The organism is Bradyrhizobium sp. C-145 (genome assembly GCF_023375135.1).
GTDB lineage: Bacteria > Pseudomonadota > Alphaproteobacteria > Rhizobiales > Xanthobacteraceae > Bradyrhizobium > Bradyrhizobium zhanjiangense.
In genome coordinates, this window is record NZ_CP088150.1 from 7,844,230 (window position 1) to 7,865,591 (window position 21,362).

18 protein-coding genes and 2 pseudogenes are annotated in these 21,362 nt (G+C 59.7%); 9 read left to right on the forward strand and 11 right to left on the reverse strand.

The window, feature by feature from the left end; translation table 11 throughout:
- Positions 1-434: 434 nt before the first annotated feature.
- Positions 435-620, forward strand: coding sequence for a hypothetical protein (locus LRP30_RS36855; RefSeq protein ID WP_249757973.1), 186 nt, complete (start codon positions 435-437; stop codon positions 618-620).
- A gap of 252 nt (positions 621-872) precedes the next feature.
- Here the strand turns inward: LRP30_RS36855 and LRP30_RS36860 are convergent, their stop codons facing one another.
- The 3 genes and pseudogenes from LRP30_RS36860 to LRP30_RS36870 form a co-directional block, all read right to left on the reverse strand.
- Positions 873-2,633: an adenylate/guanylate cyclase domain-containing protein gene (locus LRP30_RS36860; protein ID WP_249757974.1), complete on the reverse strand. Its 1,761-nt coding sequence runs from the start codon at positions 2,631-2,633 to the stop codon at positions 873-875.
- Between the two features lie 270 nt (positions 2,634-2,903).
- On the reverse strand, positions 2,904-3,185 hold the full coding sequence (locus LRP30_RS36865) for a hypothetical protein (RefSeq protein ID WP_249757975.1): 282 nt from the start codon (positions 3,183-3,185) through the stop codon (positions 2,904-2,906).
- Positions 3,186-3,244: 59 nt separating this feature from the next.
- Positions 3,245-3,557: pseudogene (locus LRP30_RS36870) on the reverse strand (Ku protein); the annotation flags it as partial.
- A 476-nt stretch (positions 3,558-4,033) separates the two neighbouring features.
- Here LRP30_RS36870 and LRP30_RS36875 point away from each other — a divergent pair.
- The 3 genes from LRP30_RS36875 to LRP30_RS36885 all read left to right on the forward strand — a co-directional run bounded on the left by LRP30_RS36875 (position 4,034) and on the right by LRP30_RS36885 (position 5,379).
- Positions 4,034-4,216 carry a hypothetical protein gene (locus LRP30_RS36875; RefSeq protein ID WP_249757976.1) on the forward strand — a complete coding sequence of 61 codons (183 nt, stop codon included), beginning with the start codon at positions 4,034-4,036 and terminating at the stop codon, positions 4,214-4,216.
- Positions 4,217-4,486: 270 nt separating this feature from the next.
- Positions 4,487-4,798, forward strand: coding sequence for a hypothetical protein (locus LRP30_RS36880; protein WP_249757977.1), 312 nt, complete (start codon positions 4,487-4,489; stop codon positions 4,796-4,798).
- 278 nt (positions 4,799-5,076) lie between these two features.
- A complete protein-coding gene (locus LRP30_RS36885; RefSeq protein ID WP_249757978.1) occupies positions 5,077-5,379 on the forward strand; it encodes a hypothetical protein in 303 nt (100 codons plus the stop codon).
- Between the two features lie 136 nt (positions 5,380-5,515).
- Here the strand turns inward: LRP30_RS36885 and LRP30_RS36890 are convergent, their stop codons facing one another.
- Positions 5,516-5,704 (reverse strand): hypothetical protein, encoded by a 189-nt coding sequence (locus LRP30_RS36890; RefSeq protein ID WP_249757979.1) that lies wholly within the window; start codon positions 5,702-5,704, stop codon positions 5,516-5,518.
- A gap of 307 nt (positions 5,705-6,011) precedes the next feature.
- Here LRP30_RS36890 and LRP30_RS36895 point away from each other — a divergent pair, with 307 nt between their 5' ends.
- Positions 6,012-6,587, forward strand: a complete 576-nt coding sequence (locus tag LRP30_RS36895; RefSeq protein ID WP_249757980.1) for an enoyl-CoA hydratase/isomerase family protein — start codon at positions 6,012-6,014, stop codon at positions 6,585-6,587.
- Between the two features lie 382 nt (positions 6,588-6,969).
- Positions 6,970-7,185, forward strand: a complete 216-nt coding sequence (locus tag LRP30_RS36900) for a dodecin family protein (protein WP_249757981.1) — start codon at positions 6,970-6,972, stop codon at positions 7,183-7,185.
- A gap of 697 nt (positions 7,186-7,882) precedes the next feature.
- On the opposite strand, the gene LRP30_RS36905 is transcribed toward LRP30_RS36900, so the two are convergent.
- Both LRP30_RS36905 and LRP30_RS36910 read right to left on the reverse strand, forming a co-directional pair.
- Positions 7,883-10,132, reverse strand: a complete 2,250-nt coding sequence (locus tag LRP30_RS36905) for an ABC transporter substrate-binding protein (protein WP_249757982.1) — start codon at positions 10,130-10,132, stop codon at positions 7,883-7,885.
- Positions 10,133-10,415: 283 nt separating this feature from the next.
- Entirely contained in the window at positions 10,416-10,781 is a 366-nt protein-coding gene (locus LRP30_RS36910) for a DUF2380 domain-containing protein (protein WP_249757983.1), read from the reverse strand.
- 369 nt (positions 10,782-11,150) lie between these two features.
- Between LRP30_RS36910 and LRP30_RS36915 the strand changes: the two are divergent.
- Positions 11,151-12,213 (forward strand): annotated as a pseudogene (locus LRP30_RS36915) (IS110 family transposase).
- A gap of 826 nt (positions 12,214-13,039) precedes the next feature.
- Here LRP30_RS36915 and LRP30_RS36920 read toward each other — a convergent pair.
- The 4 genes from LRP30_RS36920 to LRP30_RS36935 form a co-directional block, all read right to left on the reverse strand.
- Entirely contained in the window at positions 13,040-14,239 is a 1,200-nt protein-coding gene (locus LRP30_RS36920) for an IS91 family transposase (protein ID WP_249757957.1), read from the reverse strand.
- Between the two features lie 10 nt (positions 14,240-14,249).
- Entirely contained in the window at positions 14,250-15,125 is an 876-nt protein-coding gene (locus LRP30_RS36925; protein WP_249757956.1) for a site-specific integrase, read from the reverse strand.
- Positions 15,126-15,395: 270 nt separating this feature from the next.
- Entirely contained in the window at positions 15,396-16,010 is a 615-nt protein-coding gene (locus LRP30_RS36930) for a hypothetical protein (protein WP_249757984.1), read from the reverse strand.
- Between the two features lie 193 nt (positions 16,011-16,203).
- Entirely contained in the window at positions 16,204-16,656 is a 453-nt protein-coding gene (locus tag LRP30_RS36935) for a cupin domain-containing protein (protein ID WP_249757985.1), read from the reverse strand.
- 700 nt (positions 16,657-17,356) lie between these two features.
- On the opposite strand from LRP30_RS36935, the gene LRP30_RS36940 reads away from it, so the two are divergent.
- Together LRP30_RS36940 and LRP30_RS36945 are read left to right on the forward strand one after the other, a co-directional pair.
- Positions 17,357-17,740, forward strand: coding sequence for a hypothetical protein (locus tag LRP30_RS36940; protein ID WP_249757986.1), 384 nt, complete (start codon positions 17,357-17,359; stop codon positions 17,738-17,740).
- 1,056 nt (positions 17,741-18,796) lie between these two features.
- Complete coding sequence (locus LRP30_RS36945) at positions 18,797-19,003, forward strand: hypothetical protein (protein WP_249757987.1); 207 nt, start codon at positions 18,797-18,799, stop codon at positions 19,001-19,003.
- A 1,360-nt stretch (positions 19,004-20,363) separates the two neighbouring features.
- Here LRP30_RS36945 and LRP30_RS36955 read toward each other — a convergent pair.
- Positions 20,364-21,098 carry a hypothetical protein gene (locus tag LRP30_RS36955; protein WP_249757988.1) on the reverse strand — a complete coding sequence of 245 codons (735 nt, stop codon included), beginning with the start codon at positions 21,096-21,098 and terminating at the stop codon, positions 20,364-20,366.
- Between the last annotated feature and the right edge of the window lie 264 nt (positions 21,099-21,362).

Genomic DNA, 21,362 nt, shown 5'->3' on the forward strand with positions numbered 1-21,362 from the left:
GGGTTCGCGTACGCGTTCAACCCGCTCAGATAACGCCGATCAGCTTCCGAGCCGGGGGATCCTACGAATGAGAAGCCTTGTTTTGCGCGGGGCTTTGTTATCAGGCCAGCTTCTCGAGAGTATTCGAAGGTTGACCGGCCCGAGACGCACGCGCTCCCCGCGCAAAAGAGGAGAACCCTTCTTGCCCTCAGAGCGATCGTTGGGCATAGATTGCCTGCGAGGCATCCCATTCTCTGGGTTGTTGCCTACCATTTCCTAGGACGTGGATGCACGCTTTCTGTTGAGTGAGATTCAGCGTGCCGTCGCCCCGAGCTGCGCCCGCGCGCGCGAGCCGTTCCAGGTGGCGATGCTCGGAGGCCGAAAGAGTGACCCTGGGAATGGAGGGAAAGCTCATGACATGCTTCCTTGTTTGGCTTCCCATGGGGGAGCCACACTTGGAGCCGCCCGGCGCGCAAACAACGCCGCGCAATGCGCGGATCGATTTCGAGGACGTGGATCATGTCATTTCCAACATAGGACCTTCCGCCCGAGCCTGCATCGCGACCAAAGCGCGCACGTCTGTTCCGCGCGGTGAGAGCGTCAGCGCCAAGCATGCCGCGGTGGTGAAACGTGCCCGGTGAAGGTCTGATCAATGTCCGTTTTCGGGACCAACTGGCGAATACCGGCGTGCGCCAACGCGGTCGGCTCCGGACCATCGAGCTGACTTCAATTGGAAGCCGTGGCAGTTCGCCGATGGGCCAATTGGCGACATTCTGTCGCTCATCGCTTCTCCGTCCGGTGTAAGGTTAGATGCGCAGACATCGCATGTGGTTACCGAATAACCGAAGTCTCGAAAGCAACGGTCAAGTTAACGTTTCCTTCCTTCAGCGGTATCATTCGGGGAGCCCGGCTCGCCGCAATCCTTCTTCGTATCGCGAGATGTCTTCGGCACGCCGATAAGGTCCCAGCACGTTTTTGAGGTTGGAAACCCGCAGTGTAGGATTGAGTTGGCGCAGGCGCACGACCGCCTTCTGCGCTTGATCGAGCCTTCCCGCCATCGCATAGCTCGCAGCGCCAATACGAAGTAGAGGTTGAGAGTTTGGATTTTCCTGCAACGCGATTGCCGCCCACGATGCCGCTTCGTCATAGCGACTTAGGAAAAAATGAGCATGCGCAGTCCCAGCTCGCATCGGTGCGCCCCACGGATCAAGTGGGCTTAGGCGTATGCCCCGCTTGAAGCGCTCGATCGCTAGTTCGTATTCGCCGAGCCAATTCTTTACCCAGCCACCGCAATCCCACGCCTCGGCCACATTGGAATTGAGCGCAAGCGCGCGATCGATTAAGGCGGCGCCTCGATCGAGATCGCGAACAACATATGCCAATGCCCATCCGCTATCAGCGAGCGCGATTGCATCATCCCTACCTAACTCAACCGCCCGCTGAGCGAGCCTCGATACCTCGGCCACCTCCTCCGGTGTGAGTGAAATCCAGCCAAAGGCCTTGGCATTGGCATAGCAAAAGGCGGCACGAGCGTAGGCTGTCGCAAAGTAGGGGTCCAGCTCGATCGCGCTGTTGAATAGGTGCGGTGCCTCGCTGCACGCTTGCTGACTAGCATCCTGATAGGACTTAGCTAAACCGCGCAAGTAGTGATCATAGGCTTCAAGACGCTCGGTTGCCTTGCGTGTAGCACGCTCTATCTCGGCTCTCTCCACCGCCGGCGCGATTGCTCCGACAATGCTCTCCGTCACCTGGTCCTGCAGATCGAAAATGTCGCCGAGCCCACCATCAAACCGGTTCGCCCAAAGATGCGCGCCAGTAGCGGTATCGATAAGCTGTCCCGTGATGCGCAGCCGGTTTGTCGCCCTGCGAACGCTTCCTTCCAACACATAGCGAACTCCAAGCTCACGCCCGACTACCTTCACGTCGACGGCGCGCCCCTTGTACGCGAAGCTGGAATTGCGGGCGATGACAAACAGCGCCTTGAAATGAGATAGCGCCGTGATGATGTCCTCGACCATTCCATCGGCAAGGTAGTCCTGTTCGGGATCCCCGCTCATGTTGGTGAAAGGTAATACCGCAATCGACGGTTTGTCCGGAAGCGCCAGTGCGGGGCTTGCCGATTGCGTCCGCAGCTCTGTAGCTGGTGCTGGCACTCGGAATACGTGGACCGGTCGAGCGATGTTCTTGAGCTGCCGCTCGCCGAGATCCTCAAAGACCAGATCTAGCTTGTCGCGTACTTGATCGTGCACGACTCTGCTCACGCAAATCCCATTGGCTTCGGCGAGGGCTTCGAGCCGTGCCGCAACATTGACACCATCGCCGTAAATATCGTCGCCGTCGATGATAATGTCCCCGAGATTGACGCCGACGCGGAACTCGATGCGATGGTCCGCCGGGACGTCCTCATTGCGACCCTGCATAGCGCGCTGTACCTCGACCGCGCATTCGACGGCTTCGATCACGCTCGAGAATTCGATCAGGAGGCCATCGCCTGTTGTCTTGACGATGCGGCCCTGGTGCTCGGCAATGTTCGGCGCGATCAGTTCTCGTTGATGCGTCTTGAGCGCCGCCAAGGTCTCGGCTTCGTCGACACCCATCAGCCGGCTGTAGCCGACAACGTCGGCGGCGACGATAGCGGCGAGCTTCCGGGCCATGCCCACACCCGTTCAGGTTCGAGGGCTAGAGCCAGTCTACCCGAATAGGCGCCGATGGTCATCAGGTCCGTAGCGGTTCCGTAATTCCGTTATGAGTCAATCGCATCTGTTCGGCCCGGCCAAAGTGGCGTCCGGTTTGCCACTCACGGCCGACATCAAGGCGTCGCCGGTAGTTGTTGCGACGGGCCAATAGTTGAAGCGGCCTCACATCGCCGCGTTCGCACAACACTCGTATAGGCAAAATGGCTTTCCAGCAGGAACGTGGGAAAGTCAGCCAAGTTGGAATTTCAAAGAACCAACGCAGCCGGCGAGACTTCTCCCTGCTGAGTATTCCCGATGTACAAAGACCCGATCGACGATGAGTTGAGGCAGGTCGAACGCGATGTAGTAGAAGGAGAGCGGCAGCTTGCGGCGCAAGAGGCGCTGATTATTGAGTTGAAGCGGCAAGGTCTGAATACGGACAACGCTGAAAAAGAACTCGAAATATTGCGCGAAAACCAGCGCGCGATCAAGACCGACAGCGCCTCCTCTCGCTGCTACAGCCCTGATCAAATGTCCGCTTCGGTCCAAAGCGCTGGTTGTGGACGAGGACCAGTGTCCGATCTACTGCGGATATCCGCCCTCTTGACGAACTCATCGATCTCAATGGTGCGCGTTCGACTCTAGCGCGATTTCCTCGGGCTCCTCCTTGGTCACTTCAATGAATTGGTGCTTCTCGAACTGGTATCCCTTGACGATGTCCTCGTTGGGCACCTCGTCGCCGGTGTCAGCGTCGACCTTCAGGTACTTGACGCGGTGGCCCGTGGCCCGGTTGAGCTGGTTGAATGCGATCTTCTCGCTCGCCGAGGTCGCCGGATACAGCGCGACAGGACAGGTGACCGGAGACAGTCGCAGGAAGCCTTTCCAGTTGGCGCGGGGGGCGATTACGCGGAACTCCGTTAAGCTTTGCCGATTCAAGACGAATGGGGCATGGCAAGTTCCGACATCTCGCCGGCCAGAAACGATAGAAATCCATTTAAATCGCGAGGCACTCGCCAAAAGGTCTCAGCACAACATCTGGTTGACGCGAGAATGGAGCGCTCGGTGACATGGCGACAAGAGCTGGCGCGTGTTCAGTTTCTTTGGCACGGTCCTCGGCTTGAACGTCCGACGCCCTCGCGCTCACATTGCCTGGCCTCCCGGCCCAGCCGCCTCTTCATAGCCCGCGCGAGGTCACCGATGCGATTGAACCAACGCAGGCCGCAACGCTTGTCGGTGAACCTCAGGCGATCGACAAGTTTCGCTGCCGGCATCAGGAAATAGTCGCGAGCGCTACCCGATTTGAAGCGTTAAGCCTGATGCCCACGATCAAGCCCGGAGGTTTTCTGCGGCCAAGCGACGGGCGCGCAAGGAGCTCATCCATGGCGAAGGAAATCAAACAGCTGCGCAAGCAAGCTGAAAAGGCCGCGCGCGCCGCAAAGGTAGCCGCAGATGCGGAAGTATCAGAGCAACTGCGGACACTAGCGCGCTTTCCAAAGCCAGGCCGACGTGAGATCGAAAAAGGCAGACAAGAAGCACAAGAATCAACGGTGATGCTGACGTAAAAGCCGCGCTTCCTGCCGTCCGTCAGATCATGCCCAAAATGATGAAAAGCCGATCTCAACCAGCAAGACCGTCCCTGTCATCGCGGATATGAGAAACAGGTCACCCGCGGATAGGAACTGCATGGTTCCGCTCGCAATTTGCCCCAACCATTCCTAGCCTAATCCAAATTTAAATAATATGCACGATTTAAACTGTTTATTTGCATTTGTTTTATTTTATTTTCGATTTAATAACGCATTATCGATGATGGAATTTGTTGGGGTCTGGGTATGGGCCGTTCCCTGTCGATTGTGCCTCATGTGGCAGCAGACCAAGATGTCTACCTTGTGGTCGAGGAATTTGCCGGCCGGCGAGCTTGGTGCGAAACGGCCGAAGAGGACACTGGTCGCGCGACGCTGATGCGGCACCTGATGGACGGCCTATATAAGCATCCCACTCGCATCGTGGCCTTCAACACGGCAGAGGGACGGTCGCGCGATGTAACCGTAGATATCGCAGATGAGCTACGCCGCCGAGTTGTCGAGTTCGACGAAGTGGCGGCATGCGTCCTGAAGTTCGTGGAGAGAGCGGCGAGGCGCTGAGGCAGGGATTCGCAATTTCGCGTCGAACTGTTTATCTTCGTCTGCCTGGCGACCGCCGGCATGCAGGTCCCATCGGGGCCGGAATCCAACCAGCGCCGAAGAACCGGGTAGCACTTTGCTCCCTACCTGATGTCCTCCGAAGCAGCGGCCGGTCCGGCCCCCTCGCCCTAACTTTCCTTATCCATCTTGAAACCAGATCAGGCCTCTCTAAGTCTTTCGCCGGAGGGGGCTCCTCCGACCTTTTTGGAAAGGATTGCTTGTGACCGTCGAGGATGACGATGATGGCACTCGATGGAAAGCTCGCCCGCTTGCGAACCTACCGCAATAACATTCACCGCTACCACCGGCTGCTTAAGACCCGCCTTTCCGATCTGGAGCGCGAGTACATCGAAAGCCGTCTCTCCGAGGAACGAGAGGCGCTGGTACGGGGCGAAGCTTCCCGCACCGCGCAAGGAGCTAACGTCAGCTGGTGGACCGACCGCGCGGAGATCGGCACCAGGTTCTGCTTTGAAGATTCTAAATCAAAAGAGTTATTCGCACTCACCTGTGACCGCCTCGGCATCACCTGCCAGGACGGCTAGTCCAATGACAAATCCGCCGACTTGTGAGCCGGCGGGAGTTTGGACGGTAGATTACGATCCGAACTTCTGAGCGCAAACGCTTCCAAGACAGAGGCCCACCAGCGTGAACCGGCGGGCCTTCGAGTTTCTTCATCGGCTAATCTGCGCCAAGTTCGCGCCGGGCGATTTCAACGGCGTCCATCGATGATTGTGCTCTTCGGCCGTCGACCTCGTAGTGGAAAAGTCCGCGGCCGTCCCGCTCATAGCTGACACGCCAAGTAAAGCGATCGGGCTGCCCCTCAATGAATTGCCGTCCGACGGTGGCGCCCACGATCTGAATTGACATCAGAGGGCCTCCTATGAAAGCGCGGAGGCTACTTGATTCGCTCAGCAAAGAAAAACCCGCCGACCTGGGGCGGCCGGCGGGTGGGATTTCAGGTCGCGGTACGCTCTACCAGATCCGCACTACCACTTTGGACAAGATCGGTTGACGGAAGCCGGTTGGCCTGTTCCTTCGGCCCGGCGTGCTGCGGGGGAGCCCGGTCAATCATCCGAAGTACCAAGGCCAGCGCGTGTTTTCATCGGGGATCAACCTGACGCGCATCTACCAGGGAAAGCAGAGCTATCTATCTTTCCTTTTCAGAAGCATGGGAATGCACAACAAACTTTACCGCGGCGTGCTAGTCGAGGATGAACCTGATCACCTCGGTATACCGCTCGAGGAGCCTGAACGGACCTGGGAGAAATTGTGGATCGCGGCCGTCGATAAGTTCGCTATCGGCGGCGGCTGCCAGATTCTGCTGGTAGTCGATTATGTTATTGCCGAAGCGGGGTCCTACTTCAATTTGCCCGCGCGCAAGGAAGGGTTCTTGCCCGGTGCCGCGAACATGCGCTTACCGCGTTTTGTCGGTGAGCGGCTGGCACGCGAGGCAATTCTATTTGATCGGATGTTCTACGCTGACACACCGGAGGGTCGGCTGATTGCCAACGAAGTGGTGGCGGCCGACGAGATGGACTTGGCTGTCTCACGGTGCATCGAGCGCGCAGTCGGATCAGGAATGGTGAGCCCTGGCGCAAATCGGAAAGCCATCCGGCAGCAAACCGAACCGCTAGAAGCATTGCGCAAATATCTGACGACCTACGCCTTCGAGCAGGCTTTCCTGCATCTTAGCGATCAGCTGATCGTCAATCTTGAAAGGCATTGGAACGCACGGCAACGAAAGCTGTGAGCCTCACGCCTCAACGTGACCGCTCGGGTCAATCGCGTCGATTTGGCACGTCTCGGCATCTCCGGTCTGGCCTTAACTGCTGACGTGCCGACCGCGACCGCGATCCTCGCGTTAGGGTCAGAAGCTGGCCCAACCAAGCTCGCCGGAGAACCGCATGAAGTCGGTGAGGGTCAAACAGGAAAGTGACAGCCAATCAGACCCCTCTCCCTCCACCGCCCATGAGCGGGCATGAATGCGCTGGTCCGGCAGTCAATTCGGAGGTAAGAGCCGCCCTCCGCCAAATGCAGTCTGCCCCTTCTCGGCTCCGAGGCATCCCCGAAACGGTATCAGCGTCGAGATCCTGATGCTAGACTTCCTGGCTCAGACCGGACAGGAGGAGGACATGCCTGACAGCGTCTACAAGGTCATAGAACTGGTCGGTACCAGCAGCGACTCATGGGAGAAGGCGGCTGCCAATGCGGTCGAGCAAGCTGCAAAATCTCTCCGGGATCTTCGCATCGCAGAGGTCGTCAAGCTCGATATGCAACTGGATGACAAAGGAAAGGTTGAGACCTATCGCGCCAAGCTCAACGTATCGTTCAAGTTCGAGGGCTCCTGAGCCTCAGCACCTCGCCCCTTGCGGGGCGAGGTGGGTTATTAGAATCGATGCGGTGACAGGCGCGCACATCTGGGCCGACGGGAGCGCGACCTGACGGACGTGTTCGCCCTCTAGGACGAAGTCGCCGTTGCTGTCGTCTCGGCCATTGAGCCGAAATTGCTTCAAACGGAAATTGCGTTGGCGACGCGACGGCGGCCGAACAATTACGGCCTATGATTTCTATCTTCAGGCTTTGCCTGTCCGCATCGAGACAAACCCTCGCGCCGGTTCGACTTGGGCTGAACCCTGCTCGCCAATTACCGCGCCGCCCTTCGCGAAAGACACGAACGCCGATGGCTAAAGGCCAACTTGTCCGACTGGGCGACATGGCGCTCCACGATATCGGTATCTCGCGCGGCGAGATCGACTGCGTCGCCGCGAACCGAGACGTCGATCCACGAGGCGTCCGATCCGCAGGATGATCCCACAACTGATAACGGTGGATGGCTGGCATTGGAGACGCCGGGCCTGTCGTTACCCTGACGCCAACTTCCGGATCGGGGCATGAGCGTCGGTTTGAGCGTTAGCGGGTGACTTCTGGTCTCACCTCGACTTCGGACGTTTCCCCGTGCCGCACGATTGGTCGCGAAGGCCAGATCCGGACCCATGCTGCGAATTTCAAGAAGGTGCGGCGGATCGGCGAGGTATCCACGCTTACTCACACGGCATAACGCCGGTAGAGCACGACGATTACAGCGAGTGCTGTCCCGGCATAAATGACCCGCGCTGCGTGATCCAAAATAATAGCGGCGCGCTTTCGGCCGGCGTCTCGAAGTTTTTCATGTTTGTAGCCCGCCAATATCGTCATCAGGCATAGTATGAAGAAAATGTAGAACATCTCTTCGACTACCACCGTGTATCCGACATCGCCCACCTGACTGGCGACCGTCACGAGCAGCACCGCGCTCGCTAGGATCGAGGTCACTGGAATCGTCACGCGTTCACGAAACATGGTTTCGGGAAAGAACAGCGTCGCGAACACGACGAGCACGAGCAGAAACAGCGGCAGCAGGTTCTTCAACATGTAGATGGCGGAGCTGCGGCGCAGCATGATGGTCGCATCGAAGCCTGCGAATTCCGTCATTGCCTCGGCACCAAACAAAGACGCCTTTCCGAGCGTCGATCCGCTGGACTGAGATTCGACAAAATAGTTCAGTCCGAGAAATCGCCAGAGCTGAAGTCCGGAATAGGCCCCGTCCTCGGCCCGCGAGCTTCCATCATCGGCGAGGCGCAAGCCGAACCGATCGATGACGTAGGTGATGAGTTCCCGACGCTGTTCCGTGTTCTGGAGATGCAGGCGCAGTTGCTGCGTGTCGAATGGATAATCATGGAGATCGAAACGAGCCTTGAAATCGCCGCTGATGCGATAGAGCCGATAGCTCAGGCCGTCTTCTCGTCCAGCCTGAATTGGCCGAGCCGGATCGAACGCCCCGCGATCCGCCAAGGCCGGAAATTCGACATGCGTCTGCGCCTCATCGTCGCCGGCGAACCGCATCCAAAGATAGAAGTCGACGCTGAACGAATTCAGTTTCACGTCGATCCGGTTGACGCGAATAATGTCGATGCCGGTATAAACGACGCGCTGTATCCAGTAGTGTCGGTCGTCGAACGTGACGACATGGCCCTCCTCTCGTTCCGCGGCGAGATCGATTCCTTTGGGCTGATCGATGCGCACGAGTTGCAGCGGCGCAGTGACGAACAAACCGTAACGGAAGAAACCCAATCGAATCGGGCGCGGAATGTCGCGGTTCGCGTTGAAATAGAGCCGCCCAGTCAGCCCGACGACCGCCGATTTCGGATCGTCGATCGCGGCGAGCGCGACGCGCACACGGTCGCGATCTGCAACCTTGCTGTCGGATCGTTTCTGAATCCCCTGCCCCATAAACCGGGGATGTACGGCAGCTCGTTTTAGCGCATCGATCATCAGGCGCGCAGCGTCATACGAGCCGCCGGCAACCCAGCTTGGCAAGGTTCCCGCTTTCGCTTTGTAGTCGGCGGCAAAGACCTGCGCTGCCACGCCGGCACTGTCGAACATCAGCGAGGAAGCAGCATACAGATTCTCGCTGAAGAAACCCGGCTGCGCGTTTTCCTCGGGCTCATTGGCGAAATTCTGCAAATAGCTTTCGCGGGCCGCGGCTTGGGATGCAATGATCATTCCCTTGATGCCGCGGCGGCGGAGCGCCTTGACGATGTCTGCGCTAAAATCGGTTGCCGCGCCGACGACAATAACACCGGGCCCGGGCTCCTGCGCGGCAGCGTCCAGCGCCTCATCCGTCGATCCGATCTGACCGGCTGCGACGTCCAGTCCGAACACACGCAACTGCTCCGCCGGATAGGCCGTCGCAAATCCACGCTCAAAACTCTTGCCGTAGGAATCGCGCGTGTGAACGAGACGGACTTTTGGCTCCCTCATCACGGCGCGCAGATGTTCCGCGATCGAGCGCGCCTGCACGGAGACCGGCGACAGCGCGCGAAAATAATATTCACTGTTGTTTGTCAGATCGTCGGCAGCCGAGCTTCCCGTGAGTGCCGGTATCCGCGCATCCTTATATATCGGCGCCGCCGCGAGCGACGCGGAGCTGAGATAATGTCCGAGGACAGCGACGCACGGGCTGTCGGCAATCGCCTGCGCATTCGCGCGCGCCACGGCTGGGTTGCTTGCGTCGTCGAACAGAACGAGCTCAATCAGCCGTCCGTTGACACCCCCCTTGGCATTCATCTCGTCGATTGCAAGCTGCGTCGCGACCAGGCTTTCCGCCCCGGCCGGGGCGGACGGGCCAGAGAGCGAATTGGCGAATGCGATGCGAATAGGCTCTGGGCGCGTCCAGAGGATGGCGGCCCAGGCGACAGCAAGCACCAGGACCACGCCCGCAACAATGGCAAGCCACACTGTCGGCCGCTGCTTCATCGTCGATCCTCGTATCGGTCGGCATAAGCCGAGATTCGTCAGATCGAAGCCTCAATCAGGCCGAGATTGCCGCCGCTGACAGCGTTTTTCAAGCCCGCCCCATCGCCACCGGCAGAATCAAGACCACTCAAGGCGGATGAAGGAAAGTGCGTGGTGCCGAAGGTCAGAGCTGTCGGCCGTGGCCTTGTCCACCCTGATGAGCCGACGAGGAGCGGCTTGGCCCGGACTTCGCGTTCGTCACAAAACCGGACTCGCGGGGCCATGCACATGAGCCGCGCGTCGCCTATTGCTGTGATCTGCTTTCTAGCAGCCGGTCGCGGATCTCCTCCGATACAAAGCGCTCCGCCCGCTGCCATGCCTCGTCATTGTCACCGCGGAACTGGAAGTACTTTCTGAACATGACGCGCTGGGCTGTTGTATCGATGGCGGCAATCCGCGCAATCTGCACCAGCGTGCTTAGCTTTTGAACGATGCCGATAATCAGGATCTGCGCGCCGGCCTGTGACGCCGCGCGCAGCCGATCGCGCAACGCCCGTCCGTCGGTCGGACAATTTGGTGCGCAGGAGGACGGCACGAGCTCAAAACGGCGGTCTGCCGTGACATCGTCCCGCAGCGCGGTCACGAAAGCCCGCAATCGCTTTTCATGCACGCCGTCTGATCGGTGGGCTCGCTCGACGTGTCTCTATATTTGAAATCGTCGACGGAGACAGTCAAAGCGTGGTCGGCGGTCGCGGCGGATGCATCTGAGATGAGGCTGAATCCCAAGAATAGACCGGCTGTGGTAACAGCGTGCAAGAGGGAGCCGTGGCGCATGGCGATCACTCGATCTCCCCCTTACTGAGGCCATCTTAGAAGATCGATTCTTTCCGCCTCCTATCGAAGAAATTAATCCTTGGTAACGCTACGCCGCCGCCTATGGCAGCGCAGCGCTAATGTCTGCTAATGGGATGGTCCGGCCGTGCTCCGGCCCTGCCAGCAGCGAATGCTGGCAGGGGGCACCGAAGACAAGGAGCACGCCATGTCTCAGAAACTCAACGCAGCGATCGCCGTGATCGGCATCGATATCGGCAAGAACTCGTTCCACATCGTGGGTCATGATCACCGCGGTGCCATCGTGCTGCGGCAGAAGTGGTCACGCGGCCAGGTGGAAACGCGGCTCGCCAACCTGCCGCCGTGCTTGATCGGTATGGAGGCCTGCGTCGGCGCCCATCGTCTCAGCCGCAAACTCCAAATGCTTGGCCACGACGCCCGCCTGATGCCGGCGAAATACGTGCGCCCGTATTCGAAGGGACAGAAGAATGACTTCCGAGATGCGGAAGCCATCGCCGAGGCGGTCCAACGTCCGACCATGAAGTTCGTCGCGACCAAGACCGCCGATCAGCTCGACCTACAGGCACTGCATCGCGTCCGCGATCGATTGGTCGGTCAGCGTACCGGCGTCATCAATCAAATCCGTGCGTTCCTGCTGGAGCGGGGCATCGCCGTGCGGCAAGGCCCGCTTTCCCTGCGGTCCGAGTTGCCGGGTATCTTGGCGACAAGCACCGATGCGCTCTCGCCTCGCATGTTGCGCATCATCGAGGGGCTGGCGGACGACTGGCGCCGGCTGGATGAGCGTATCGAGGGTCTCTCGAACGAGATCGAAACACTCGCCCGTCAAGATCAGGTCTGCCAGCGCCTGATGAGGTACCTGGCATTGGCCCGATCATCTCGAGCGCAATGGTGACCGCGATCGGCACGGGAGAGGTGTTCTCGAAAGGCCGCGACTTCGGCGCCTGGCTCGGACTGGTGCCGAAGCAGATATCGACCGGCGACCGTACGATCCTCGGCAGCATATCACGGCGCGGCAATCGCTACCTGCGCGCGCTGTTCGTGCAAGCCGCGTGGGTTGTGCTGGTCAAGGTCAAGTGCTGGGAGCGCTATGGCCTCAACTTGTGGATCGAAGCCGCCAAGAAGCGCTTGCACCACAACGTGCTGGCGATTGCGCTCGCCAACAAGCTCGCCCGGATCGCCTGGGCGGTCTCAACAAGGGACGCGCCTTCGAATGCGTCACGACGGAGGAGACGATGTCCCGACCGGCCTGATCCTCGCGCCGTGCGCGGGCCGTCAAGGCGCAGCCTGGCAGCAGCAGAGCAAGACGTCAGGACAGCACGACGGCCGGCCTTGACGGCCCCTTGCGCGCGGCGCGTCTGCGCGCGCAGGCCGGGACGAAGGAACGACCGCCAGGCACGAACAAAGGAACAGCGCGAAGTGAGGAGCTATCGATGACGTAACAACACCCTTACCCGCCGAGGTCTGCGAGAGGATGACACGACGATGGAGAACCGGTCTTCCCGGCGCATGCGAACACTGGTGACCCAAATGGCCCGTCTGAGGCCTGTCCGCTAACCAGATCCCATGCGCGCTGATATTCATGATGGCCCGGAGCACTGCGCTCCAAGCCGAGGCCGGATACATTGATGCAAGACCGCATCTACCGGATCGTCGAAATCTTCTTGCACCGCGCGGCCGGACCATACAAGTGGGTCAGTAGCTGCCTTTGTCGCCCGGCTCAAATTAGTTCTGCTTGTGTGAAGGGTTTCGGATGCCGGCCCAATGATTGACGGTGCCGCGGGCTCCGAGGGTCGGCGTCCGAAAGCCTCCAAGGGAGGAAACCGCGGGAGGGGATACGTTGGTGGTGCGGCGTGCGCTATGGGGATTTGAGCGCCGCGGGCGGAGCGTGCGATTGGGATCGAGCCGACGCAGCAAGCTGGCTGACGATGCCGCGGCTGATGGAAGAGCGACAGATTGCGTCGAACGCAGCAAATTGTCGGGCGATTTTAGACGACAGCTTTACATCTGAGTGCACTCTGCCGTGGCCGGTCGAGAGCCGGCGCGTGTAACGAGCAGATTTGTAGGACTTTGACGCGGTCATGAGGTGTCGATCCTGATGACGCTCTGAGGACCTGTTGGCTGGTACCGTGACGTTGCACCGCGCGCGAAGACCTCGATGACGATCATGCGACCGCCGCAGCACGGACAGCTCGGCTTGCTGGGATCGATGGCGGCAGCGGTGGGCTCATCTTGAGGTTTTGCAACGGCGAGCAGCTCACGGGCGCGGGCGATGTTATCGGCGCAAGCGCCTTTGGCGAACAGGCCGTAGTGGCGGATGCGGTGGAAGCCGCGTGGCAGCACGTGGATGAGGAAGCGGCGGATGAACTCGAAGGTCCCGAGCGTCATCTGCTTGTAGCGATCACGGCCCTCGATGCGATAGTCCTTCCACTTGAAGGTGACGCCACGCTGGTCGCAGGCAATCAGGCGGCTGTTGGCGATGGCAACACGGTGGGTGTAGCGCGACAGATAGGCCAGCACTGCCTCGGGACCGCCGAACGGCCGCTTGGCGTAGACGACCCACTCGGCCTTGCGCAGCGGGGTGAGGTAAGCTGCGAAGGATTGCGCCTCGGCGAGGTGGGCGTAATCGCCGAAGAAGCTGAGGCGGCCGGCTTGGTGGGCAGCGACGAGCTTCTCCAGGAACACGCGCCGGAACAGGCGGGAGAGTACGCGCACCGGCAGCAAGAAGCCCGGCCGGCACGATATCCAGCGCTTATTGTCCAGCGAGATGCCGCCGCCCGGCACGATCATGTGCACATGCGGGTGATGGGTGAGCGCCGAGCCCCAGGTGTGCAGCACGGAGGTAATGCCGATCCTGGCCCCCAAATGCTTCGGATCGGCGGCGATCGTCAGCATGGTCTCGGCCGAGACCTTGAACAAGAGGTCGTAGAGGACGGTCTTGTTCTGGTAAGCGATGTCGGCGATGGCCGCCGGCAGCGTGAACACCACATGATAGTACGGCACCGGCAGCAGCTCGGCCGCGCGGTCGGCAAGCCATTCCTTCGCGGCGGCGCCCTGGCACTTCGGGCAGTGCCGGTTGCGGCAGGAGTTGTAGGCGATGGTCGTATAGGCGCAGTCCTCACAGCGCGCGACATGGCCGCCGAGGGCTGCCGTGCGGCAGCGCTCGATCGCCGACATCACCTTGAGCTGGTGGAGGCTGACATGGCCGGCATGGGCCTTGCGCCATGCCGGGCCATGGTCGCGGAAGATATCCGCAACCTCCAAAGCCGGGCGCGACACCGCTTTGGCGTCAGCCGGGCGGCCGGATCTCCTTGAGTTTGAGCGCGATGTGCTCCAGCGGGCTCATGACCTCGCTGATCGTCTTGGTCGCGACGCGGGTATACAGCGCCGTGGTGTCGAGCTTGGCATGACCGAGCAGCACCTGGATCACGCGGACATCGATGTTCTGCTCCAGGAGGTGGGTAGCGAAGCTGTGCCGCAAGGTGTGCAGCGAGACGCGCTTGTTGATCTCCGCCATTTGCGCAGCGGCGTGACAGGCGCGATTGAGCTGGCGCGTGGTCATCGGCTGCGCCGGATCGCGTCCCGGGAACAGCCAACCCTGCGGACGCGCCGCCTTCCACCAGGCCCGCAGCAGGTCCAGCAGGCTCGGCGATAGCATGACGTGACGGTCCTTGCCGCCCTTGCCCTGCTCGACGCGGATGATCATGCGCTTGCTGTCGATATCGGAGACCTTGAGCGAGACCACTTCAGTGGCGCGCAGGCCAGCGCCGTAGGCCACGCTCAAGGCCGCCTTGTACTTCAGCCCCGGCGCGGCATCGAGCAGCCGCGCCACTTCCTCGACGCTGAGCACCACCGGCAGCTTGCGCGGCTCGTGAATGACATGGGTGTGTTCGACGATCTCGTGGCGCTTGAGCGTGACCCGAAAGAAGAACCGCAGCGTCGAGACGGTCTGGTTGATGGTCGGCACGCCAACGCCGCTTGCCGTCAGATGTAGCTGATAGCGGCGCACGTCCTCGAAGGTCGCCGTATCCGGCGAGCGCCCGAGAAACGCGGCGAAGTTCTTGATTCTTTGCACGTAGTCATGTTGGGTCTTCGGCGCGAGCTTGCGGATCGTCATGTCCTCGATCATGCGCCGGCGCAACGGGCTCATTGCCTCGTCGGTCATGGGGATGCTCCTGTCTTGGATGAAGGTTGCGAACCCCTCATCTCAAGACAGGACGCCCCGTCGCGCTATCGTCTTGGCTGTGTCGCCAGCCCCGGGGTCCTACCGCGCGAGCGGTTTAGTCCTTTGTCTCGAAGCCGACATTGCGGCCAGGAACGGACATACTTAGGCAGACGCAGCCGCAAGACTTCTCGTTCGAAATGTAAAGGCCCCGCTCGGCTTCGGCCGCAGCGGGGCCAGTCTAGATGCTCTCATGCTGGTGGTGCCAAATGTTCATTTGGTCGGATCAGGTCGCGAACTTCCGACGGTAGCCGGAATTTTGTACTCGCCGCGGAGTTCATCCCACAAGGCCGTGTCGCTGACCAGCACGACGTGGTACTCACCGCGGCCCGTGATCCCGGCATATTTTCCCGTGCCGCCAGTGAACTCGAAGGTGCCGCGGAACTCTTTCGGCTTCGCGTCTTTCAGGACGTACTTGGCAAAGACCTTGGATCCGTCGGCCTCTGTGAAGGTCTTATGGCCGCCGCTGGAATTGCCAGCATCCGTCAGATCAACAACCTGATAGCGAGCTTTGTCAAGGAAGGGCTTGCCATCGGCATTGAACACGGCGCCGTCGTATTCGGTGACCGACACCGTATGGTCAGCCCTATCTTCCAGCTTCACGCTCTTACTGGACAGGGTGACCAGAACGGCTCGACCGAACCATTGGCCCGCTTCTTCTGCCAAGGCCGGGACAGTGGCCGCCAGGACTGCCAAAGCAAGCACAACACAACCGCACATCCACGATGAATTGAGATGATACCTCATGGTTTCCTCCCAGAGGGGTTGCGGGTTACAAATTTGGTCGGAGCAAGTATCTCCATCATCAATTTCCACGATGGCAATCATACTCTGCTTCGAAGGAGGAGTTGCGCAGAACGATGTATGGATGATGCGTCTATTAGACGCGTAGTCTTGCACGTTTCCGTTCAGATCGCGGCGCTGCCAAAAGATGCGCGACTCACGCGCTGCCAGCATATCTATTCGATCACCTCATCGGGGGGACACGGAGTAGTTGGTTGCGCCGCCCTTGGCGCTCTTTTTACTTCTTGCGCGGGTCGTCGGCCGGGTTAATGAACTCGATGCCCCCTGGCCCGGTGAACACAATTTGGACGATCGTCTCCTCGTTTGTCGTCCAAACATAATGGGGATGCTTCGCTGTCAGCGCGAATACGGAACCCGCCTTCAACAGCTCCCCTTGCGATGGGTCGAACTTTTCACCCATGGCATTCCCGAAGCTGCCACTCATCACGGTGACGACCTCGGCGTAAGGATGTATGTGCGGGGCAACTTTATAGTTCGGGGGGAATTTCACGCGTTGGACGATTGTCTCGGCTTTGGTCGGGTCGCCGATCAAGATCACGGTTTGCACGCCCTTGAAGACCGGATGCTCCGTCCATGTTAACCCATCGGGCTTGACCACTTTCATCGCGTTTTGGGCCATCGCAGGACCTGCGAACAGGATCAATGTCGCGACGACAAAAGACTTTTTCATCCTAACCTCCCAATTAGCGAAGCTGGACAGCGTAAATTTTACGGCAAAATACAGAATCAGGCACTAAGCCATTAGGGGGTAGCGTTGAACGGTCCATCGCCTAACCCGCCAATAGCCGATATCACAATAGGCTCAGCCTTGTTCGGCTAGGGCCAGGAGACGACATTGGCGAGCGGATGATGTGAAAGAGGCCGCCAATGCGGACGGCCTCTTGTTCGATTAGTGAGGAGAAACTTCGATTAGCGAGGAGAAACCATTGCGGCCACACTGAACGCCACCACGCAGGCGGCGGCAAGCGACCAGAGCACTAGGCATAGAGCTTCAACACCGCTTGGTGTTCCGGTTCCTTTAGGGGCGCGGCGGAAGCGTTTGCCGTGGCGGCGCTTCATGCCTAGTTGGCGCCGGCGTTCTCGTTGCAACAGTAGGACGCGTCGGCTCCTCGATTCTGTTTCCACGCACCATCCAAGCAGCAAGGCGCTGCAGGCTACGACGCCACGCGCTGAAAGACGGTTCGGCAACATCATCGTCCATCCCACAACTATTAGCTGCGGCAGGGTTTACGATCAGTTGCAATTTGGGAAAGATCGGCAAAAAAGTTGTTGTGCTGCTTCGAGCAGGCGATGAATGCTGTCTCGTCGCAAATTTAAGTTCCTCTCCGGCCGGGAAAAAATGGTAAGTTCCTCGGGCTGGGGACGCCTTGATGGCAACCTATTACGCATACCTTTTGGACGAGACCGGCCATGTGGCCAGCCGGATCGATCTGGAATGCGCCGACGATGAGGCAGCTAAAGAACGCGCGCAGTACCTGCCGCATGAAAACGGCGCGGAACTGTGGCTGCTAGATCGGCTCATCGCTGTCCTCGGGCCAACCGTCCAGGCTCAGCATCCCATGGACGTCGCCGATAAGCTGGAAAAGCTTTTGACCGACGCCGAGGATTGCGCGCTGCTCAGCAAGCTTACCGCTGATCCCGCCAAGCGCGAACGCTTCGCTCGGCTTGCCAAAAGATTTCGGCAGATGGCCAGAAAGTTGGACACCGCGATCAAGGCCAGTGCCGATCCCGATGATCCCATAGCTCCGGGCTAGAGTGCCCGACACAGCCAGTCCTCTCTCGACTGGCGGCCGATCTCGTGTTTTCGAGACTTCCCGGTCTTTTGAGTCTCAATTTGCCTGCATATCGGGGACGCACCCCCTGTACATGCCATGCAACTGTTTGCCTTCGAGGAAAATGGTTCGGGAAGTTAGACCTCCGCGACTGTCAAGCCACCGTTGGACTGGCGAGGGATACATCGAGTAAAGCATCCGAGTCGCGCCCTGATGTGTGAAGGTCCGTCCACTCCTGCCGAACTCCCACGCAGCATGAAAGGCCAATTTCGCTCTTGAGGTTACGCAAATGTTGTCCGCAGCGATGGTCGCTAAGTCAATCGTGCAGGCTGAGGCGCAAAGCCCGTCTATTACGACGGATTGATGCGAAGCGCGCATCTTCTCGTATCTCTCTATGTAGTAGGCGATTGGTCCGCCGCGATCATTGACAATGCGTATTGCGGAATGGCCTGGACTTGCGCCAGCCAGTAAGAGGTTTCCTGCCAAGAACGTTGCTATCGGTCCTCTCATATGGCTCGCTCCACGATGTAAGATGCCGGATGCGGCAGTGATTACGTGATGTCGTAGCTTGGTAATCTTCGCTTCGGGCTTTGACTCAAGAGAAGTGCGCATAGCGAGACACAGAGATGCCACCGCCCTCCGTTCCGATGGGAGCGGCGCCTGACAGCTTGCAGCACTTGCTAAGGCGTTAGCCCTGCCTTCTTGAGCCCGAGGGGAAGGGACGGCATGAAGAACTGGCTCGCGTCGTCCCAGGTGCTCGTCTCAATACCGATAGTATGGGTACTGGCCGGGACACACCCAATTTCCGTAAGTGTCGTAGGTGCAATTGTTGTAACCGCCGTAGTAGCCGTAGGCGCCGGCTGCCGCGGCTCCTACCGCCGCTGCACCTAGACCATACGCCGCACCCCTATATGCTCCGCGGTAGGCCGCATTGCGGTAGGCCCCTCGGGCGACCGCTGCGCGCGCCACAGGTCGGCCTTGCACTGGTCGGTATCCGTAACCACGCCCAGCGACGCCATACCGGCCGCCGCCTCGCACATGCGCAACGCGCGCGCCGCCGTGGACCGCCCCAGCGCGCATGCCGCCGCCATGAAATCCACCGCCGCCACGGAACCCACCTCCGCCGCCACGGCGGGCGTATGCATCGTCAGGAATAAGGCTGACCGTGACGAGAACCAGAGCAGCCAAAAGAGTGAGAAGGCATCGAAGCATGGCATTCCTCCATTGCTTGCAGGGGTGCCGTGAACTTGCGAGGCGATGCCGCTCGCACATCGGCACGCAACGGAAGCCTTTGCTCCGGTTCAAGTGGACGTTTGATTTACATCAAGTGCCTGCAGTTTTGATCTCAGCCCTTCCTTTCTGAAGGTCTCCGGCGCTGTAGCGCGAAGCCGTCTGCTCGGAGGCCGGCGGTTCTTGTCTCAGAACGATAGGATAACGAGCGCCAAGCGTTCAGCAAAGCGAACGAGGCATACCCGGCTTCAAAACCGTCCTACGCACGATTGGCCTCCCTGCTCAACGGCACCGTGTTCCGCCTAGCATGTGCTTTTTGATGGCGATAAGAGGTACTTACCTAGTTCGGCGGGGTAAGATTGATGACCGAGCAAAATCTAAGCCCGCGGGAAAAGCAGCTCTTAAGGCGTCTCGCCGCAGGGAAAACCGACAGACAGATTGCTGCCAAGCTCGGTGGGACAATTGATCAAATCTCCGACCAAAGGAAGCGTCTGCTTAAAAAGCTACGGATCACTTCCCAAGTCTAGATTGCTGACGCAGCCGCTCGCCTAGCGGAATGGCGGACCTATCGAGGCATTACTTAAGAGCGTGGATATGAAGGCGGCTATGGGTCCAGTAGCTGCCTTTGTCGCCCGGCTCAAATTAGTTCTGCTTGTGTCTCGGAAAGCGCGAGAGCGGTCCCCGCCCCTCCACCTGCGCAAAGCAAATCTGCAGCAGCTATTAGCGCTCAGGCCGGATCAGCGTGGCACCGTTCGAGCGCGGGGAGATTGGACCTGACCTATTTCTGGCGGCTTGGGACTTGAGGGCCTGGTCTCCAAGCATCGCGATCGACCCTATCGTGGCGGTCGGCAGAAGCACTGGATCAGCGTGAAGAACCGGAGCCACCCGGCGATCGGAAGGGAGTTATGAACTCCGTGTGCCCGGGAGAACTCGCACCATCAAATTAATCTGGATGAAGATCATCTGGGACGCTGCCCCTGCGATTTTGGCGATACGATATCAGCCGGCGCGCTGCGTAAGTGGTGCGTCGGGCGGCCCCCGTGCGTCCGCAGCCAGCCCAGGCACGCCCGGGGTTGGCAGGCGAATACTTTCTTGATCGCTCGTTTTTGCTCTTCTCCAAAAGAAGTGCTGCAAGCGATTCGAGAAAACCTGCAATTCCACGGAGAATAGTCCATGGATTTGGGTTGGATCGAGTGCAGTCCAGCATGATGGCCGTCCCATCCAGATGGAGACCGTCACGGTAGTCGAATGTCCGTCTCAGGCAGCGCCAAACTAAGTCCAGACGGGCGGAACCTTTGTACGTGTGGCAATTCGGCTATACCAGCGTTAGAGCTCATCGATCGCGTGCGGCGCGTCAGATACCTGCCTAGCTACCTCAGTGCCCTACTCTCACCGCTTGCCGAAGCGTGCGGCTCGAGCTTAAGACGGAGAGGCCCCCCAGCGTCATCAGCAGCATGCCTAACCAAGTTGCCGTCCAGCTCCGCGACTCGTCGCGCGCCTCCCCACTCCGCAAGCCCAGCACCATAGGATCGGGCGAAAGCACCGCATCGCTGGCCACCGGCGCGACCGCGAGAAGCTGCTCAACAACGACTTGGCGAGGCACGGATTCTTCGGGCGCGGGCAGGCGGCTGTGAAGCTCCGGGATGGGGGCCGCCGACGTCGGGGCGGGAAGCGTACCGAGTTCGGAAGCGGCATCAGCTACCTTGATTTCGGGTAGAGGCGGCTGAGACCTCTCGGCCGGCGCGGACCGCAGCAACTCCGCACGCGCATCAACGACCGCGCTCCGGCTGCGCCGCACAGTTTCGTTCTCGTCCAAACTGGCGACGTGATCTTTGGCCGCGCGGCGACGAACGGGCTTCTTCACCGTCGTGATGCCCTCGGCCAGGAACCAGCATTTGCGGTGACCGTCCATTCGATAGACCCAATGCTGGCCGTCAGGGGTCGAGTTGCCGGGGCGCCACAAGCATTCCGCTTGCGCCGAAGAGGTTGGAGCAGGTTCGCGGGGAGTGATATTGAACAACTCGGCAAAAGGGTTCGAGAATGCAGGTGTCCCTGAAAGAACTCCGACAAGGACCAAACTGACCAAGTAAAATCGTAAATGACCGGACATAGAAAACTCCCGGTGTTGCGCCCCCCATCCGGAACGAGCTTTCGCCGCGACATGGGCTCCCATGCGGCTTAAATCTGACGGCGTGATGAATTAATTGTGCCCATGCCAGCCGAATTAATTAGGCCGGTCCGGCATTCCTGGGTTGCGACACGCGGCTGTGCGCTCAATTAAATCGAGCCACCTGCGTCCGCCGCGATCGATCCCGCTTGCGGTCCGCGACGCGGCCGCCCGGCCGATTGCCGCGGCTGCGCCAACTTTTGCGCC

Bases quoted from the DNA above. Each gene is read 5' to 3' on its own strand.
- LRP30_RS36900 (WP_249757981.1), top strand. From the start codon at position 6,970: ATGCCTGACAGCGTCTACAAGGTCATAGAACTGGTCGGTACCAGCAGC.
- LRP30_RS36905 (WP_249757982.1), bottom strand. From the start codon at position 10,132: ATGAAGCAGCGGCCGACAGTGTGGCTTGCCATTGTTGCGGGCGTGGTC.
- LRP30_RS36885 (WP_249757978.1), top strand. From the start codon at position 5,077: ATGATGGCACTCGATGGAAAGCTCGCCCGCTTGCGAACCTACCGCAAT.
- LRP30_RS36860 (WP_249757974.1), bottom strand. From the start codon at position 2,633: ATGGCCCGGAAGCTCGCCGCTATCGTCGCCGCCGACGTTGTCGGCTAC.
- LRP30_RS36955 (WP_249757988.1), bottom strand. From the start codon at position 21,098: ATGTCCGGTCATTTACGATTTTACTTGGTCAGTTTGGTCCTTGTCGGA.
- LRP30_RS36940 (WP_249757986.1), top strand. From the start codon at position 17,357: ATGGCAACCTATTACGCATACCTTTTGGACGAGACCGGCCATGTGGCC.
- LRP30_RS36935 (WP_249757985.1), bottom strand. From the start codon at position 16,656: ATGAAAAAGTCTTTTGTCGTCGCGACATTGATCCTGTTCGCAGGTCCT.
- LRP30_RS36890 (WP_249757979.1), bottom strand. From the start codon at position 5,704: ATGTCAATTCAGATCGTGGGCGCCACCGTCGGACGGCAATTCATTGAG.
- LRP30_RS36875 (WP_249757976.1), top strand. From the start codon at position 4,034: ATGGCGAAGGAAATCAAACAGCTGCGCAAGCAAGCTGAAAAGGCCGCG.
- LRP30_RS36880 (WP_249757977.1), top strand. From the start codon at position 4,487: ATGGGCCGTTCCCTGTCGATTGTGCCTCATGTGGCAGCAGACCAAGAT.
- LRP30_RS36925 (WP_249757956.1), bottom strand. From the start codon at position 15,125: ATGACCGACGAGGCAATGAGCCCGTTGCGCCGGCGCATGATCGAGGAC.
- LRP30_RS36930 (WP_249757984.1), bottom strand. From the start codon at position 16,010: ATGATTGCCATCGTGGAAATTGATGATGGAGATACTTGCTCCGACCAA.
- LRP30_RS36895 (WP_249757980.1), top strand. From the start codon at position 6,012: ATGCACAACAAACTTTACCGCGGCGTGCTAGTCGAGGATGAACCTGAT.
- LRP30_RS36945 (WP_249757987.1), top strand. From the start codon at position 18,797: ATGCGCAACGCGCGCGCCGCCGTGGACCGCCCCAGCGCGCATGCCGCC.